This window comes from Rhizobium sp. Leaf371 (assembly GCF_001424045.1).
Taxonomy (GTDB): Bacteria; Pseudomonadota; Alphaproteobacteria; order Rhizobiales; family Rhizobiaceae; genus Ferranicluibacter.
This window is the reverse complement of record NZ_LMQB01000025.1, coordinates 153210-170164: the sequence shown is the minus strand read 5'-3', so window position 1 is coordinate 170164 and position 16955 is coordinate 153210. Positions and strand designations below refer to the sequence as shown.

General features: G+C 62.7%; 13 protein-coding genes and 1 pseudogene. 7 read left to right on the top strand and 7 right to left on the bottom strand.

All coding sequences use genetic code 11. The annotated features are described in order from the left end of the window. The first annotated feature begins 67 nt into the window (after positions 1-67). The 5 genes from ASG39_RS16930 to ASG39_RS16910 are packed head-to-tail and all read left to right on the top strand — an operon-like array spanning position 68 to position 5976. Positions 68-1054, top strand: a complete 987-nt coding sequence (locus ASG39_RS16930) for a BMP family protein (protein WP_062596149.1) — start codon at positions 68-70, stop codon at positions 1052-1054. After that, complete coding sequence (locus ASG39_RS16925; RefSeq protein ID WP_062596148.1) at positions 1055-2479, top strand: amidase; 1425 nt, start codon at positions 1055-1057, stop codon at positions 2477-2479. Then, positions 2476-3996, top strand: coding sequence for an ABC transporter ATP-binding protein (locus ASG39_RS16920; protein ID WP_062596147.1), 1521 nt, complete (start codon positions 2476-2478; stop codon positions 3994-3996). Before ASG39_RS16925 ends, ASG39_RS16920 begins: the two co-directional genes overlap by 4 nt. After that, positions 3986-5035: an ABC transporter permease gene (locus ASG39_RS16915; protein WP_062596146.1), complete on the top strand. Its 1050-nt coding sequence runs from the start codon at positions 3986-3988 to the stop codon at positions 5033-5035. Before ASG39_RS16920 ends, ASG39_RS16915 begins: the two co-directional genes overlap by 11 nt. Beyond that, a complete protein-coding gene (locus ASG39_RS16910) occupies positions 5032-5976 on the top strand; it encodes an ABC transporter permease (RefSeq protein ID WP_062596145.1) in 945 nt (314 codons plus the stop codon). The genes ASG39_RS16915 and ASG39_RS16910 overlap by 4 nt, the downstream gene beginning before the upstream one ends. A 219-nt stretch (positions 5977-6195) precedes the next feature. On the opposite strand, the gene ASG39_RS24260 is transcribed toward ASG39_RS16910, so the two are convergent. From ASG39_RS24260 to ASG39_RS16890, 5 genes and pseudogenes are all read right to left on the bottom strand, one after another. Further along, the gene (locus ASG39_RS24260; protein ID WP_062596144.1) at positions 6196-6612 is read right to left on the bottom strand and encodes an AAA family ATPase; all 417 of its coding nucleotides are present in this window, start codon (positions 6610-6612) and stop codon (positions 6196-6198) included. 241 nt (positions 6613-6853) lie between these two features. Next, entirely contained in the window at positions 6854-8140 is a 1287-nt protein-coding gene (locus ASG39_RS16900) for a hypothetical protein (RefSeq protein WP_244481259.1), read from the bottom strand. Positions 8141-8308: 168 nt separating this feature from the next. Then, complete coding sequence (locus ASG39_RS16895) at positions 8309-9361, bottom strand: hypothetical protein (RefSeq protein ID WP_156468177.1); 1053 nt, start codon at positions 9359-9361, stop codon at positions 8309-8311. Between the two features lie 195 nt (positions 9362-9556). Continuing rightward, positions 9557-9787 (bottom strand): annotated as a pseudogene (locus tag ASG39_RS23445) (ATP-binding protein); the annotation flags it as partial. 319 nt (positions 9788-10106) lie between these two features. Then, positions 10107-12044 carry a GGDEF and EAL domain-containing protein gene (locus ASG39_RS16890; protein ID WP_062596232.1) on the bottom strand — a complete coding sequence of 646 codons (1938 nt, stop codon included), beginning with the start codon at positions 12042-12044 and terminating at the stop codon, positions 10107-10109. A gap of 340 nt (positions 12045-12384) precedes the next feature. Here ASG39_RS16890 and ASG39_RS16885 point away from each other — a divergent pair, with 340 nt between their 5' ends. After that, on the top strand, positions 12385-13425 hold the full coding sequence (locus ASG39_RS16885) for a class I SAM-dependent methyltransferase (RefSeq protein ID WP_062596142.1): 1041 nt from the start codon (positions 12385-12387) through the stop codon (positions 13423-13425). Positions 13426-13558: 133 nt separating this feature from the next. After that, positions 13559-13828, top strand: a complete 270-nt coding sequence (locus ASG39_RS16880; RefSeq protein WP_062596141.1) for a hypothetical protein — start codon at positions 13559-13561, stop codon at positions 13826-13828. A 9-nt stretch (positions 13829-13837) separates the two neighbouring features. Here ASG39_RS16880 and ASG39_RS16875 read toward each other — a convergent pair whose 3' ends face one another. Both ASG39_RS16875 and ASG39_RS16870 read right to left on the bottom strand, forming a co-directional pair. Further along, positions 13838-14989 (bottom strand): ABC transporter ATP-binding protein, encoded by a 1152-nt coding sequence (locus ASG39_RS16875; protein WP_082477320.1) that lies wholly within the window; start codon positions 14987-14989, stop codon positions 13838-13840. After that, positions 14986-16947 (bottom strand): beta-L-arabinofuranosidase domain-containing protein, encoded by a 1962-nt coding sequence (locus ASG39_RS16870; protein ID WP_062596140.1) that lies wholly within the window; start codon positions 16945-16947, stop codon positions 14986-14988. The genes ASG39_RS16875 and ASG39_RS16870 overlap by 4 nt, the downstream gene beginning before the upstream one ends. Positions 16948-16955: the final 8 nt, after the last annotated feature.

Sequence of the window (16955 nt, the reverse complement as noted above, 5' to 3'; positions counted from 1 at the left end):
CCGCTTGACACATTTTTAGGCCGCTCATAGAAATTGAACCAATCGATCAAAAAAACGGGGATCTCAGATGACCAAACAGTTCTTGATGTCGCGCCGCGCCGTTCTGGCATCGGGAATGGCCTTGGGCGCAAGCGCCTTCGCCCCCGCCCTGCGTGCGGCCACGCCGGTAAAGGTCGCCGGCATCCACGGGTCTCCGGTCGAAAATGCGTGGAACTCCGTGCTGCACAAGGCGATGCAGGACGCCGCCAAGGACGGCATCATCGAATATGTCTTCTCGGAAGGGGTCTCCGGCACGGACTATCCCCGCGCCATGCGGGAATATGCGGAACAGGGGGCAAAACTCATCATTGGCGAAACCTTTCCGGTCGAAAAACAGGCCCGTGAAGTCGCGGCCGACTATCCGGATACGGCCTTCGTCATGGGCTCCAGCGGCAAGGAAGCCGGTGACAATTTTGGCGTGTTCGGCACCTGGAATTTTGACGGCGCCTATCTCGCCGGCATGCTTGCCGGCAAGATGACGAAATCGAACGTGGTCGGCTCGGTCGGCGCGATGCCGATCCCCGAGGTCAACATGCTGATCAACGCCTTTGCCGCCGGCGTGAAGGCGGTGAATCCGGATGCCAAGCACCTGGTCACCTTCATCGGCACCTTCTTCGATCCGCCGAAGGCGCGCGAGGCCGGTCTGGCGCAGATCGATGCCGGTGCGGACATTCTCTTCGGCGAGCGCATCGGCACGGCGGACGCCGCCAAGGAACGCGGCATCAAGTCCGTGGGATCGCTCGTGGACTACACGCCGCGCTATCCCGACACGGTCTTTGCCAATGCGCTGTGGAACTTCCGCCCGATCCTGAACGCCGCGCTGGCGGACGTCGCCGCCGGCAAGCCCACCGGCCGCGACTACACCGCCTACGGTTTGATGAAGGAAGGCGGCAGCGATATCGTCTTCGTGAAGGGCGTCGCCCCGGCCGATGCCGAAGCCGCGATGGAGGCCAAGCGCGCCGAGATCAAGGCCGGCACCTTCGAGGTTCCTAAGGTTGCCGACGAGCCGAAATAGGTGTCCCCCATCGCCGATGCGACGGCGCTGGCCGAGGCAATCGCCCGTGGTCGCCTGACCGCGCGCGAGGCCATGCAGGCGTCGCTGTCGGCTGCCGAGACCTTTGCCGGCCTCGGCGCCATCACGTCCTTGAATGCGGAGAGGGGTCTCACCGCGGCAGCAGCGATCGACGCTTTGCCGGGAAGCTCGCTTGTGCGTGGGCGCATGCCATTTGCCGGCGTGCCGACGCTCGCCAAGGATCTCGGCGGCCCGTTTGCAGGCTTCCCCGTCGCTGCAGGATCAAGGCAGCTTGCCCGTGGCGATACGGACCAGCCCACCCCGGATTCCGATCTCGCCGAACGGTTTCGCGCCTCCGGCCTCTGCCTCTTCGGCCTGACCACGAGCCCGGAATTCGGACTGTCGCTAGCCAGCGAACCCGCCATCGGCCCGATCTGCCGCAATCCGCTCGACACGACGCGGACGGCGGGCGGCTCTTCCGGCGGGGCAGCGGCAGCGGTGGCCGCCGGCATCGTCTCCATCGCCCATGCGACGGATGCGGGCGGTTCCATCCGCGTGCCCGCCGCCTGCTGCGGCCTCGTCGGCCTCAAGCCCAGCCGCGGCGCGATGCCGGCCGGTCCAAGCTTCGGCAACCATCTCGGCGGCATCGCGACGGAACTTGCCGTCTGCCGGTCGGTGCGCGACGCATCGAGCATTTTCGCCGCCGTCAGCGGACGGGCGCGCGGGCCGTTCCCGCCCGTCGAACCTGTGCCGCATATCGAGGGACCGCTGCGGGTCGGCGTTCTCACAGACACCGGCACACTCTACCCGACCCATGCCGAGCACATGGCGATCGTGGAGACGGCGGGCAGGGCGCTCGAAACGCAGGGGCACCGGCTCGTCACCGTTCCCTTCTCGGCGGTGGACGAGGCCGGCGCCGCAAGCCGGCAGGCTTTTCTCGACATCGTCTGCGTAAACCTTGCCGAGGCAATAACGGCCTTCGGCCTGGATGCCGGGCGGACCGAGCCGTTGACGCAGGCCGTCATCACGCGCGGCCTGTCCCTCCCGGCGGCCGATCTGTGGAAGAGCCTGAATGCCATGGTTCTCGTCAGCCGCGATCTCTGGCGCCTGTTCGACGACATCGACGTTCTGCTCTGCCCGATGCTGTCAGGCCCGCCGCCGGCCCTTGGGTCCTTTCCGAGCGATCATGGCGATATCGACCTGCATTTCCGGCGCATGGCAGCGTTCGCGCCGCTCGCCGCCCTCGCCAATGCCTCGGGATGTCCGGCCATCACGCTGCCGTTCGGGTCGGACGCTGTCGGCCTGCCTCTTCCGGTCCAGCTGATGGCGCCGATGGGCGGGGAGGCGCGCCTCCTGCAACTGGCCGCGTCGCTCGAACGGGAACAGCGCTATGCACATCGCTTTCCCATCGCAGGATTGCCGGCATGACGGCGCCCGTTCTCGACATCGTCGACGTCAGCAAGCGCTTCGGCACCAACCTCGCCAATGACGGCATCTCGCTCTCGCTGGCAAAGGGCGAGATCGTGGCACTTCTCGGCGAGAATGGCGCGGGCAAGACCACGCTGATGAGCATTCTCTTCGGACATTACGTCCCCGACAGCGGCAAGGTGCTGGTCGATGGGACGCCGCTGCCGCCCGGCAAGCCACGGGCCGCCATCCGCGCCGGAATCGGCATGGTGCACCAGCATTTCTCGCTCGCGCCGAACCTCACCGTTCTGGAAAACGTGACCACGGGAACGGAAAGCCTGTGGTCGCCGCGCTCGCGCCGCGGGCAGGCGCGGGCCAAACTGGTCGATATCGCGCAGCGCTTCGGTCTCGCCGTCGATCCCGATGCACGGCTCGGGGATCTCTCCGTGGGCGAGCAGCAGCGCGTGGAGATCCTGAAAGCGCTCTACAATGATGCCCGCATCCTGGTGCTGGACGAGCCGACCGCGGTGCTAACGCAGCCGGAGGCCGAGACGCTGTTCTCGACCCTGAAGGACATGGCGCGCCAGGGCCTTTCGCTGATCTTCATCTCCCACAAGCTGGACGAGGTGATGGCGACGGCCGACCGCGTCGTCGTCCTGCGCGGCGGCCGGCATGTCGCAGATCGAAAGACCTCGGAAACCAGCAAATCGGAACTGGCCGAACTCATGGTCGGGCGCAGCGTGGCGCGGCCGGTTCGCGAGGCATCGGCGCCGGGCGCAACGGTTCTCGAGGCCGTTCGCGTGACCGTGCGAAGCGGTGGCGTCGATCGGCTGAAGGCCGTCGATTTCCATCTGCGCGCCGGCGAGGTTCTCGGCATCATCGGCGTCTCCGGTAACGGGCAGGGGACGCTGGCGCAGTTTCTGTCCGGCACGCTGGCCCGAACCTCGGGCGAGCTTTTGCTCTTCGGCAAGGCCGTCGATCATCTCACGGTCGCGGATGTCGTCGCAGCCGGCATCGGGCGCATTCCGGAAGATCGAAACAAAGACGGTGCGATCGGCGAGATGGCCATCTGGGAAAACGCCGTTCTCGAACGGCTCCCGCGCTTTGCAAAATACGGCCTCGTGGACCGCTCCGGCGGCCTGACATTCGCCGGCGATATCATCGAGCAGTTCGACGTGCGCGGGGGCACGCCCACGACACGCACCCGGCTGCTCTCGGGCGGCAACATGCAGAAACTGATCCTCGGCCGCAATCTCATCGACAGGCCGCGCATTCTCCTCGCCGCACAGCCCGCGCGAGGGCTGGACGAAGGGGCCATCGCCGCCGTTCATGCACGGATCCTCGAAGCGCGCGCGGCCGGCACGGCCGTCCTTCTGATGTCCGAGGATCTGGACGAGGTGATGGCGCTGGCCGACCGGATACAGGCGATCGTCGGTGGTCGGCTTTCGCCGCCGATCCGCAGCGAGGATGCCGACAGGCGAAGGCTGGGTCTGATGATGGCCGGCGAATGGCAGACGGAGACACGAGATGCGGTTTGAGCGGCGCGAACACCGGCCTGTCGCTCTGGTGATTGCGACGCCGATCATCGCGATCGCCGCAGCGCTCGCCATCTCGGGCGTGCTGATCGCCCTGGCCGGCGCACCGGTCTGGGAAGCCTACTGGCGCATTCTGAAGGGTGCCTTCGGGTCGCGCCTGTCCGCCACGGAAACGCTGACGCGGGCCACGCCGCTGATGCTCACCGGCCTTGCCGCCGCCGTCGCCTTCCGGGCGCGGCTTTGGAATATCGGCGCGGAAGGCCAGCTCTATCTCGGCGGCATCGTCGTGGCGGCGGCAAGTTCCCATCTCCTCGGCGGACTTCCCGCCATTCTTCAGATCCCGGCACTGCTCGTCCTCGGCGCTCTCGCCGGCATGGTTCTGCTGCTCGTGCCGCTCTGGCTCCGCCTGCGCTTTTCCGTCGATGAAGTGGTGACGACGCTGCTCCTCAATTTCGTCGCGGTGCTCTTCGTCTCCATGCTGATCGATACGGTGCTGAAAGATCCCGCCGCCTTCGGTTGGCCGCAGTCGCAATCGGTCGCGGACGGCGCCGTGCTGCCAAAACTGCTGTCGCGCTCCCGGCTGCATCTCGGGCTCGTCCTCGCTCTCGTCTTCGCCGTTCTCTTGCACCTCGTGCAGTCGCGCACGGTCTTCGGCCTGCAGTCGCGCGCAGCCGGCCTCAATCCGCAGGCGGCGGTCTTTGCCGGCGTGCCGCTCGCCCGCACGCTCGTCATCGTCGCCTGCATCTCCGGCGGTCTTGCGGGGCTCGCCGGCGCGGTCGAGGTCATGGGCGTCAAGGGCTATGTGACGACCGATCTCTCGCCCGGCTATGGCTATTCCGGCATCGTCGTCGCCATGCTCGCCAATCTGCATCCGCTCGGCGTGGTGCTCGCCGCTCTGTTCACCGCGACGATGTTCGTCGGTGCGGATGGCATGAGCCGCAGCATGGGCATTCCGAGCTACATCGCGGACCTCACCGTGTCGCTGTCGCTGCTCACCATGCTGGTGGCCGTCTTCTTCACCCAGTACAGGATCCGCCGATGACCGCGGTGTTCGACATCCTCGCGTCCGCCGGGCTCTGGGCCGCCGTGCTGCGCATCGCCACGCCGCTGATCCTCGGTACGCTCGGCGCCTTGCTCTGCGAGCGGGCAGGCGTCCTCAATCTCGGCATCGAAGGCATCATGACCTTCGGGGCGATGATTGGTTGGCTTTCGGTCTACAATGGCGCCGACCTCTGGACGGGCCTGATCGTTGCCGCCATCGCCGGCGCCGTCTTCGGTGCCCTGCATGCGCTGCTCACGGTCACGCTCGGCCTGTCCCAGCACGTCTCCGGTCTCGGCGTCACCCTGTTTGCCTCGAGCCTCAGCTATTTTCTCTTCCGCCTGCTGGTGCCGGTCGCCGGAAACCCGCCGACGATCGAGCCGTTCCAGCCGATCGCCATTCCCGGCCTCAGCGATCTCCCGTTCCTTGGGCCGGCGCTGTTCGCGCAGACGCCGCCGACCTATCTCGCGATCCTGATCGCCGTCGTCATGGCCTATGTCCTGTTTCGAACCCCGCTGGGGCTTGCGATCCGTATGACCGGTGAAAATCCGCATGCGGCCGACGCGCAAGGGGTCGATCCGATGGCGATCCGCTACGGCGCCGTCATGGCCGGCAGCGCCCTGATGGGCATGGCCGGCGCCTTCCTGACGCTCTCGGCGTTCAACAGCTTCTTCCCGACGATGGTGCAAGGTCGCGGCTGGATCTGCATCGCGCTCGTCGTCTTCGCGTCATGGCACCCGGGCCGGGCCCTCATCGGCGCGCTTCTCTTCGCCTTCTTCGACGGCTTCCAATTGCGCCTGCAGACGGCACTGGGCGGCGTCGTTCCATACCAGCTCTTCCTGATGATTCCCTACATCCTCTCCATCGCCGCCCTCGCCATCACCGCCCGCCGCGCCCGCGTGCCGCAGGCTTTGATGCAGCCATATCGACGGGGTGAACGTTGAGAGCAATTGTGGGGCTGCCCAGTTCCATAATGTTGATTATCTGATCCAGAGGTGTAGCCGCAAAGTTAGAATGTCTTGTTTCTGCAAAGTTTTGGTATTCAACCAAAATGTCCAGAACTCAAGTTTGTGTCCCAAGTTAGTGCAAGGACATATTTCCTGAACGCGGCGACGTGCTGTAAAACGACCTGCTCTCTCCCGTTTTTGTATCATCTCAGATTTTTATCTGATTCCTACTGTGGTTAAATTTTGTAGGCACAAATACATGAAATTGAAAAACTTACGGACGGCGTGCCCGGCCACATGGACGCAGATGGGGCAACTCTCCGCCTCCGCTAGGGCCTCGAGGGGCGGCACGATGGAAAGGAAATCGTCGCCGCAGACGGGTCTGCGCTTCTTGCGTGCGACACGGCGGGCATCCCTGACAAGCTGCCAAAAGCCTGCTCCGGAGTAGCCGCTTGTCGCAAGACCGATGTTTCGCAGCTCGTCCGACGGGAGGGCATGACCGATATGCGCCGACAGGATCTGCTCTTGTGCTTCCATGTGAGGCATCTCGACCTGGATGTGTCTATCAAGCCTTCCCGGCCTTCGCAGTGCCGTATCGATGTCGTCCGGCCTGTTGGTTGCGGCGATCACCACGACCCCGTGACGTCCGGATGCGCCGTCGAGATTTGAGGCGCTTGAGGAAGCGCTAAGTGGTTCAGCTAGAGCCTTGCCTGAGCAACTCGAGCAGTTGGGCAAACTGCTTGCCAGCAGAAGAACGCAGAACCGCGAACTCGGGCTGCGCTTTGATTGTGACCTTAGCCGGACACGGCCGCTTCCTTTGAGTTTGTGGCGTTTAAAAACGAAGTTGGCTGGCCATTTGTCTCGTATTTTAGCACTACCGTGTTTGCAGCAAGGGTCGCTTAAAGTCTCGTTCCAGCAGCTCGGGCGGAATCTCCACCCATTTCCAATCGGTTCCGTCCCAACGTGCGACGCCGTGCTTGCGGTCGAAATATACCAGCATGTTTCCAAAGGCTTGGATCTTCAGGGGAACCGGGACGTTTTGATTGATGGACGGCGAATTCATAACGGGCTTCACCACCTTCAGCTTGTGCCCGTCGAAGCTGCGAAGCCCGTCATCGGTTGCGAAGTAGAGAGTTGAAGCGCGTCGGGCTGCACTGAATAGGGTCTCCGTGTCGCCATGGAAGCCGAGTGTTTCAAAACTGCCATCGCTTCGACTCCTCATGATCAGCCCGTTGACACCGAGCAGCCAGACGCTGCCATCCTCGTCGCGATAAAGACCACTGATCACGATGTCCTGCGGCACGGAACGTTCCGTAAAGCTGCCGTCGCGATATGTGTATAGCCGCTGCTGGCGCGACCGCGTGCTGCGCTCCCCCTCATCTTCATCCATCATTGCCAGGAACTGCTCCTGTGTCATGTTTTCCCAGCGTTTCGGATCGAGATCCGCAACCGTCGTTTCCGAAGCCGGCCTTTGGAATGCTTCGATCAACAGGGCACCATCCACCGCAATAGCCCCGCCGAAATGTTCAGCCTCATACCCTTCTGCATGAGACACATCCGCCGAGATGCGCTGCCAGTCGCCCAGTCCGTCGCGTTGATAAAGCTGCCGGCTGTTGCCAACGACATACTGGCGCGCGCCATCCACAACGAGAGCATGTACCGCGCCGAAACCTTCCGCATCCTCGCTTAACACCCCGGCTCCCGGTATCTTTGACCACTCGGCCCGATCCTCCTTAACGACATACACGTCACCCTCGTTACTAAGAGAAACGGGAACGAAGCCTTCGGAGCCACCAATGTCAAGATAGGCGACATCGACGATCTCGCGACGAACGTCCGTCCGGCTCCAGGGCTGCGGGAACTGGCCATCATAGGAGATGATCGCCGTGAAGGGATCGTCGTATTCGAGTTCGCCGAGGCAGATGGTGAAGCGGTCGGCGTCCAGCGCGACGGCTGCCTGCATTGTTGCAGCCCATTCGTTGACATACATCAGTATTGTCCCCTTCTCGGCCTCGCCGGTTGGTAGCGGCCGTTCCTTTATACGACCGGGCGCGGCGGCACTGGTTTTAGCGGACACTTGCCCGGTCGCCATCGTCGCTGCAAGTTTTTGCATTCCGGCGGCAGATCCGGGATGTCGTTGATGACCTTGATGCTTTCCCATGAGGATAGCCTCCATCCGGGCTGTTCCCGGTAGCGGGAATCTGAGCAACCTACTGACCGCTTCGAGCCCCGAAAGCGAAACATTCTGGCTTTCAGAGCTTCACCAGGTATCGACCATGGCGTTATTCCACAGAAACTAAGATTGTTCAGGTTCTACGGCCGGACGCGATCACGGCAGATCTGGATGTTCGATTCTTTCCCATTCGCGGCCATCGAAGCAAAGAATGTCCTTCTGACCTACCACCCATAGAACATCGCCTATGGCGCAGGCGTAGAAGATATAGTCGCCGCGCAGCTTCGGCATGCTAGGCGAAAAACGACTGAGTTCCGATGTCGCTGGATCAAGCTCGAAGAGCCCGCCGGGGCGGACGCTCGAGGCCATCACCAGCTGGCCGCGGTAAGGCGTGATCATATGGAAGAGGTTAAGCTGTTCGCGCAGATTGACGGGGGTGAAGCCCCGCGCAAAGCTGCCGTGAAGAAGCACACCCTCGCTCCCGCAGACCCAGATGCTGTCGGCATGCTCGATCCAGATGTTGGTCAGCGCCGCTTCTTCCAGATGCACCTTCTGCTCGTGCAGCGCCGTTCCGTCCCAGTAATACAGGATCGGCCTCGTTGCCTCCTCTCCGCATAGATAGATTGCATCTTCCGAGAGCCCTGCTATCGCATTGAACGAAATGTTTCTGGGCGCCTGCTTCTGATAGTCCCGAAGCCAATCCAGATAGGCCGGATCCGTCGTCTTGGGGCGGCCTTCCTTCTTCTTTTGGTAGGCTGTTCTATCGAAAAGCAAGGCGTCCGTGAGAAGCTGCCAATCGTCCTGGCCCTGCCGCCGATAGATCTGGCCGCCCTGCCCGCACGCGTAAAGCCTGTCGCCGATCTGCGCGATCGCCGACATCCTGCCATGGCCTTTCGCATCGTCCGCCCAGGTTCCAGCGGCAGGGATTTTCTCGCGGAAGTTCCCCTTCCACCAGGCATGGAACACGTCACCCTCCGACGAAAGATAGGTGAGGTAATCCGTCGTCGCATCGATCTCCGGATTGCGGAACAAGGTCACGTCCTGCACGTGAAAATTGAAGTCGTCGAAATACCACTGTTCCCCCGCCTGGCCGTCATGCTCGAAGCGGAAGAGCCGCGTTTCCGGATGATAGGTATCCGAACCGGCCAGAGCCGCCGCAATGACCAGTACGTTGGCGGACCGGGCGCAGGCGCGGGTAAATTCGATCATGCTGGTCTCGCTTTCAAGGTCTTGCATTGGCGCCTCTGATTGCGCCGGTTCTCAATGCGGTCAGTGTGGATTGCGGCAAAGGTGGGTACTGCTTGGCCCGCAGCAACTGGTTGGGGCATTGAGAACGCGGTCCTTTGTTTGCCTGCCCGGGCGATCTCCCAAGCGATAGGTCATGTCGGCAACGACATGGTGCGCATAGCCGAGTTCATCAAGAATGATGAAGTCGAGGCGATTGAGATAATCCGCCGTTCGTCCTTGCTTTCCGCTGCGTGTTTCCGTTTCCATGCGGTTGACCAGATCAACGACATTGAAGAAGCGGTCGCGTGTTCCGTTGCGAATGAGAGAACGGGCAATCGCAATAGCCAGGTGGCTCTTTCCTGTCCCTGTGCCGCCGACGAGGACCACGTTACCTTGGTCGGCGACGAAGGTGGAAAAGCGCGCCGGTTCTCAGCTCGAAGAAGCTTCGCTCGACGACATCACGCGACGTGATCTTCTGGAGAGCGGCGTTCAGGGATGAGAGGAAGAGCGCCGGTCAGGTGGACTGGCACCAGACCCGCATCGCATCCACTCCCCGGAGGTGCTTGGTTCCGACTCTGAGTATTGACGGCAACGGCAAGGTGCCGGCATTCCGACCTGCAGCGAGACGCGTGTTCGTCGGACGGGCGATGTGCGGTCGCGGGCCTGTTTCCTCGCAGTGGGCACCGGCAAAAACAGGCGGTGGAGGGCCGGGCGTTGACGTGTCGACCTATCCGGAGACCACGACCAGCTTGCGCACCGGCCTGATCGGACGGAGGCTCGTGGCCGGCGCGGGGCGACCGACATAATAGCCCTGCATCAGGTCGATCTTCAGCCGGTGCATGAGCTCGAACTGCTCCTCGGTTTCGACGCCCTCGACCAGGATCGTCGCCCCGCGGTTGCGGGCCAGGCGCAGGATATCGTCGAGCATGGCACAGCCGCGCCGCGTGTCGCAATCGTGCAGGAAGGACTTGTCGATCTTGATGCAGTCGAAATCGATCAGCCGCAGCCAGGAGAGGCCGGCAAAGCCGGTGCCGAAATCATCGAGCCAGATCTTGATCCCGAGGGCGCGCAGGTCGCTGATGCAGCGCAAAAGGCTCGAATGGATCTCCATGTCTTGCCCCTCGGTGATCTCGAAGGCCAGACGATCGCCCGAGATCCCGAACTCGTCCAGCGTCTCTGCCACGAAGGCGACGAAGCCGGGTGTCTTCAACTGGAGCGGGGAAACGTTGACGCTGGCGACGGGGGCGAGATTGGTGACGAGCAACTCCTCGCAGACACGCCGCAGAGCCCACTGCCCGAGGCCGACGATCGCACCCGACCGCTCCGCCGCGGGGATAAACAGCGCCGGCGAGAGAAAGGCCCCATCCGACATCTTCAACCGCATCAGGGCTTCATATCCGCAGGTCTTGCCGGTCGTCACGTCCTGCAGCGGCTGGTAGACCATGGACACGAGGCCCTGCGGCACCGCGATCTTCAGCAGGGCAGCAATGTTTTCGCCGTCGTCCCGATTGTTCGGATCGTTGATATGGAAGAGCTTGACGCAATTGCGTCCCGACGCCTTGGCGCTGTAGAGCGCGCGGTCGGCCTGATGGATCAGCTTCTCCACTTTCGACAGCGTGTGATCCGCGGTAAAGGCAGCGCCCACACTGACCGTGACTTTCGACGTGCCATCGCGTCGCTGCTCGTGCAGGAGCCCGAGGTCCTCTACGGCGCGGCGCAGCGCTTCGCAAACCTCGGCGGTCTGCTGTTCGGACTCGACATGGGCGAGCAGGATAAATTCCTCGCCCCCGAAGCGGCCGACAGACGCCTTATGCTTTTCAGCCAGTGTGCGCAGAGCCTCCGCGACCAGCACGAGACACTTGTCGCCGTCCAGATGGCCGTAATAGTCGTTGTATCGTTTGAAGAAATCGACATCGACCAGGATGATCGCGAAGGTCCGGCCGGCTTGCTGCCATTCGCGCCAGACATCGCGCAAACGATTGTCGATCGCGCGGCGGTTCGCAAGGCCGGTCAGAGGGTCGGTGTGCGACAGGCGGAGCAACGCCTCGCCGCGTTCGGCAGCCTGCCGATGTTGCGCCTTGGCCTCCAGCGCATTCAGAAAGACGTTGAAGCGCTCCTGGTTCAGCTTCCAGTTCACATACGACGTGAAGATGAAGCAGGAGATACAGAACAGGCCGAACGTAAACTTGTAGCTGTAGCCGACATTCGGAAACCAGACGAGGCCGGACAGGAAGATCACCAGGATGATGCCCGAGGCGACCACGGATATCCGGAACGGGAAGTTGAAGAACAGGTTGACGCTCATCATGAAAATGGCGCCGAACACCATGTAATAGGACATGACGACCGAGTGTTCGCTCATCATGCTGGGAATGAGCCAGCCGACATAAGCACAGATCAGCGCGATCGCCGCCGTGCTGTCGATCGCATCGGCCGATGAGGGCCTGCGCACCTGAAATTCCAGCGCAAACAGCATGATGATCGAGATCGTGAACCGGGCCGTGACGGTATAGGGCGCGACGTCGCCGATCAGCCAAATGTCGCTGATCGAAAAGACGAGATAGACGAACACGGCGGCCCACAGACCGCGGCGGGTCGATTGCTTGTGCGCGCTCTCGGCATGATGCCGATAAAGATCGCGAAGCGTAACCTCCGGTTGTCTCATCGGATCTTGCGACGCGCCGAACTCGATGGTGTCGGTCGACCTGTGCATCATGCACCCTCCACCGTTTTCGTTGCCTTACCGATGTCCTCACCGGCCGTTCGGCAGCCCATCCCTTAAGCAGGATCCGGGCACTCCGTTCCAATGTCTTATCAGACTTACCAACGCTCCAGAAAACATTAGCGGAAGTAGCTTAACGGTTCATTTCCACAGCGCCGAACCCTTCTTGCGTAAGGGTACTCCTGCGCCGTTAACCACCTTTCCTAAAGATCGATGCAAATCCCTACAATTTGAGTCATCTCTTACGCTCTCTGTTAACTTTCTGCTAACCAAAGGATGTAGCGTGAAAAAGCCAATCGACGCATTTGACGGGCAGAGCCTGATCACGCCTATCGCTGTCAACAGGGAGGTTTTCCCCTCGGGCGCCGCCGTCAGCGACCGCCTGCTGCGGATCGCCAGAGACGAGATTGCCCTGATCCTGCAGGTCGCCTCCCAGCAGATCCAGCGGGACCAGAGCCCAGCCCAGATCATCGCCCGCCTGATCCGATCCCTTCACGAGGCCCGCGAAAAATACTTCGCCGTCTGGCCGCAGCTGATCCCACTGGTCCAAGATCACCCGGTGGCTGACTATTTCCACAATGATCCCTTTACCCGCTGGTCGTTCGAAAAACCGCGTGGCTATTCCGGGGATGCGAGCCTGATCGACTTCATTTACGGGCACCCGGATAGTGCCGCCGATGTCAAGAACGCCTCGCCGCTCGGCCGCACGCTCTATGAGTACACCCGCAATGCCCCCTCCGCCGTTGCGGTGCGGGAGCGCCGCGATCTCCTGACCCGCACGGTCGATGAAACGGCTGCCAGACGCGGCCCGGGGACGGAAGTGCTTGCGGTGGCCGCGGGACATCTGCGCGAAGCCGAAGCGTCCGGCGCCGTACGGGAGGGCCGCATCAAACGCTGGGTCGCGCTCGATCAGGACCCCTTGAGCGTCGGGCGCACGATGCGCGATTTTCGCGGGACGCCGATCGACGCGATGGACGGTTCCGTCCGGGGGCTCTTGAAGAACGACTACAGCCTCGGCCAGTTCGACCTGATCTATGCGGCCGGCCTCTACGACTATCTTGCCGACAAGGTGGCGGTGAAGCTGACGCAGACATGCCTCTCGATGCTGAAGCCGGGCGGCATGTTCCTGTTCGCCAACTTCTCGACCGAAGTTCCCGACGATGGCTACATGGAAACGATGATGAACTGGACGCTTCTCCTGCGATCGCAGTCGGAGATGTGGTCGATCATCGAAGCGAGCCTCGACGGACAGCGGGCGGAAAAGCGCGTCTTCTTCGGCGCCAACCGCAACATCATCTACGGAACGATCCACATGCCGCAGTAAGCGCCATGGCGGAACCGCGTTCGTTCGGCCGCTTCGGCGGCCGAATTTTCGACCTTGCCGACATCGAGAAGAGCGCGAACCTGAAACTCTTTGCGCTGGGCTTTCGTCTTCCTCCATTCGGTCTGGAGGTCAAATGCATATTACGAGAGCACAATGGCTCAACCTCGCATCGGAGCCTCATTCTCTCCGGCGCATCTACAGCCTCTGCCTGCTCGTCCAGGGCGGCGACGTCTTCAGCTACAAGGAACGGCACCTCGCCGGCCGGCTGCTCCAGAAACTGGAAGGCATCGTGCATCTGCCGGTGACGGCGAGCGACGAGTCCCAGGCCATTGCAGGGGAATTCACACAGCTGGAAACCCAGGTCGTCAAGCGGCTGGATCGTTTCCAGCCGCCGCGCCGGTAAGACGTCTGATCAGGCATCCTCGGCGCGCAGGCGCATGCCTGCGGGATCAAACAGGCGGATCGCCTCCGGCGTCCATGAGAGGACGATGCGGTCGCCCGGCTTCACAGGGACCGGAGACCGGTATTCGACCGTCACGGCCTGACCGTCCGAGAGCTGGCAATAGAGATATTGCGTTCCCCCGAGATACTCGGAAAAATCGACAATCGCCGAAAGGGACCGCCCCTCGATCATCTCGTGACCGACGCCGAGATGCTCCGGGCGAATGCCGAAGGTGACATCGGGCTCGGCTTCCCCTGTGGATCCCGGAAACGGTGCAGCCAGCACCGCATCCGCAAGCCTCAGGCTTTGCCGGCCCACGCGCTGGCCCTTCAACAAGTTCATGCGGGGCGAGCCGATGAAGCCCGCGACGAAGCTGTTGGCCGGGTTCTCGTAGATCTCGCGCGGGCTGCCGACCTGCTCGATGCGGCCGTCGCGCAGCACGACGATCACGTCCGCCAGCGTCATCGCTTCCGTCTGGTCGTGCGTCACATAGATCATCGTGTTGCCAAGCTCGCGATGGAGCCTTGCGATCTCGATGCGCATGGAGACGCGAAGCTCGGCGTCGAGGTTCGAGAGCGGCTCGTCGAACAGGAAGACATCGGGTTTGCGGACGATCGCCCGACCAATGGCGACGCGCTGGCGCTGGCCGCCCGAAAGCTGCCCGGGGCGGCGATCCAGGAGGTGATCGGTCTTCAGGATAGCGGAGGCCGCGGCGACGCGACGATCGATCTCCTCCTTCGGGGTGTTGGCCATCTTGAGGCCGAAGGCGAGATTGTCGCGCACGCTCATATGCGGATAGAGCGCATAGGACTGGAAGACCATGGCGATGCCGCGATCCGAAGGATCGAGATCCGTCACATCGCGTCCCTTGATGGCGATCAGCCCGTCCGTGACCTCCTCGAGCCCGGCAATCATGCGCAACAGGGTGGATTTGCCGCAGCCGGAGGGTCCGACGAAGACGGTGAAGGCTCCCTCCGGGATTGTCAGATCGATACCATGGATGATGTCGAGACTGCCGAACGACTTTCGAACCCCCGACAGGCGGACGCCGCCTGTCGCAGTGCCGTCCCCGTCGTCCGGCGCAACGGCCCTGCCCTCCCGGCGATCCTGAGCGAGGCTCATTTCGCCTCTCCCACGCCATCGCGCATCCAGACGAGCATTTCGCCGGGCTCCCGATTGTCCCAGAGATGGTAGGGCACGAAGCGCGCGGTCACGGGCTTCGCTTCCGGCGGGGCCTCGCGATACAGCGTTTCGCCCCAGTCGGCCTCATCCCGTTCGGCTGCGATCTCGAGCGCGACGGCATGGTTGAGTCCGGGCATCGTTTCTTCGCGTGCGGAGGACGGTTCGCCGGTGATTTTCAGACGCTGCAGGCCGTGTCCATTGTCCGTTTCTTCCACGCAATAGACCAGCGGCCCGCGGACGAGCGCGACCCGGCCGGCATCCTGGCGGATCAGCGGGTTGGCCCGCAGCAGCCGCGGCGCCAGCGGCAGATCGAGGGCGATCTCGTCCTTGTCTGACCACTCCTTCTCGATCCGCGCATAGCCATCGACCATAGCCTTATCGAGATCGACCGGCGTGCCGTTCACCGAGAGCATCGCGCCATTGCACCATGCCGGGATCCGCAACGACACCGTAAAGCGGGACGGCGTCGCGACACCCACCTCGAAGCGGATCGCGCCGTTCCACGGATAGCGCGTCTCCTGGGCGAGCGTCACCTCGGCACCGGCAATCTCGAACCGCGCCTTGCCCTCGCCGTAGAGATGAACCGCAATCTCGTCGTCCGATACGGCGTACATATAGGAGCCGATCGAGGCGAGCAGCCGCGCGATGTTCGGCGGGCAGCAGGGGCATGGATGCCAGGTCCAGCGATGATGCTTGCCGGCGCTTTCGAGCGGGTTGTCGTAGAAGAAGCGCGTGCCATCGAGCGACAGGCCAACCATCGCGCCGTTGTAGAGCGCCTGCTCCATGATATCGGCATAACGGCGATCCGGCCCGCGGCCGAGCATGCGCGCGGCCCAGAACACGATGCCGACCGAGGCGCAGGTCTCGTTGTAGGCACTCTCGTTCGGCATGTCGTAAGGGTCCGTGAAGCCCTCGTTGGCTGCGGACGGACCGATGCCGCCGGTGACATACATCTGCCGGGTGACGAGATCGCTCCACAACGTTTCCAGCGCCCGTGTCAGGCTGTCGTCGCTATATTCGGTCGCGATGTCGGCCATGCCGGAATAGAGGTACATGGCGCGTACGGCATGTCCGACCACCCGGGTCTGCTCGCGCACCGGCTGATGGGACTGGTTGTACTCGAAGCTGTGGAAGACGAATTTCCGGCCCTCGCGACCATCGCGTCTGGCTTCCTCGAGAAAGAAATGCGGCTCGGTGCCGCGCTCGTCGATGAAGTATTTGGAGAGGTCGAGGTATTTCTGCTCGCCGGTGACGCGCGCAAGCCGGACGAGCGCCAGCTCGATTTCCTCATGGCCGTCATAGCCCGGGATCTGGCCCTCGCCATGGCCGAAAACGGTGATCATATAGTCTGCAAAGCGCGCCATGACGTCGAGCAGCTTGCGCTTGCCGGTCGCCTGAAAATAAGCGACGGCGCCTTCGATCAGATGGCCGGCGCAGTAGAGTTCGTGAAAATCCCGCAGATTCGTCCAGCGACGGCCGGGCTGCACGCGCTGGAACCAGGCGTTCAGGTAGCCGTCCTCGTCCTGAAGTTTTTCGTAGAGATCGGCGATCTGATCGACGCGGGCCTCGAGTTCGGGATTGGGCGAGCGGAACAGGGAATAGGCGACCGTCTCGATCGACTTGCCGAGATCGCTGTCCCAGAACATCTGGGTCGAACCGTCCCATGGCTGGATCGGCAGAACGACGCCGGGGCTCGGGAGGCTGACGTCGATGGCTTTCAGCATGCCGGCTTCCACGCAGCGGTCGAGCAGGGTCTTCGCTGTTTTTGCGCAGATGGCATCCTGCCGCTCTCCGAACAGGCCGCCGAGCGTGACGCTCGGGACCGGCAGCGGCCGGAACTTGCGATCCTTGCGGCTCTGTTTCTGATTTTGGTTCTCGGCGTGCGCTTTGCTATCCATGGCTTTCA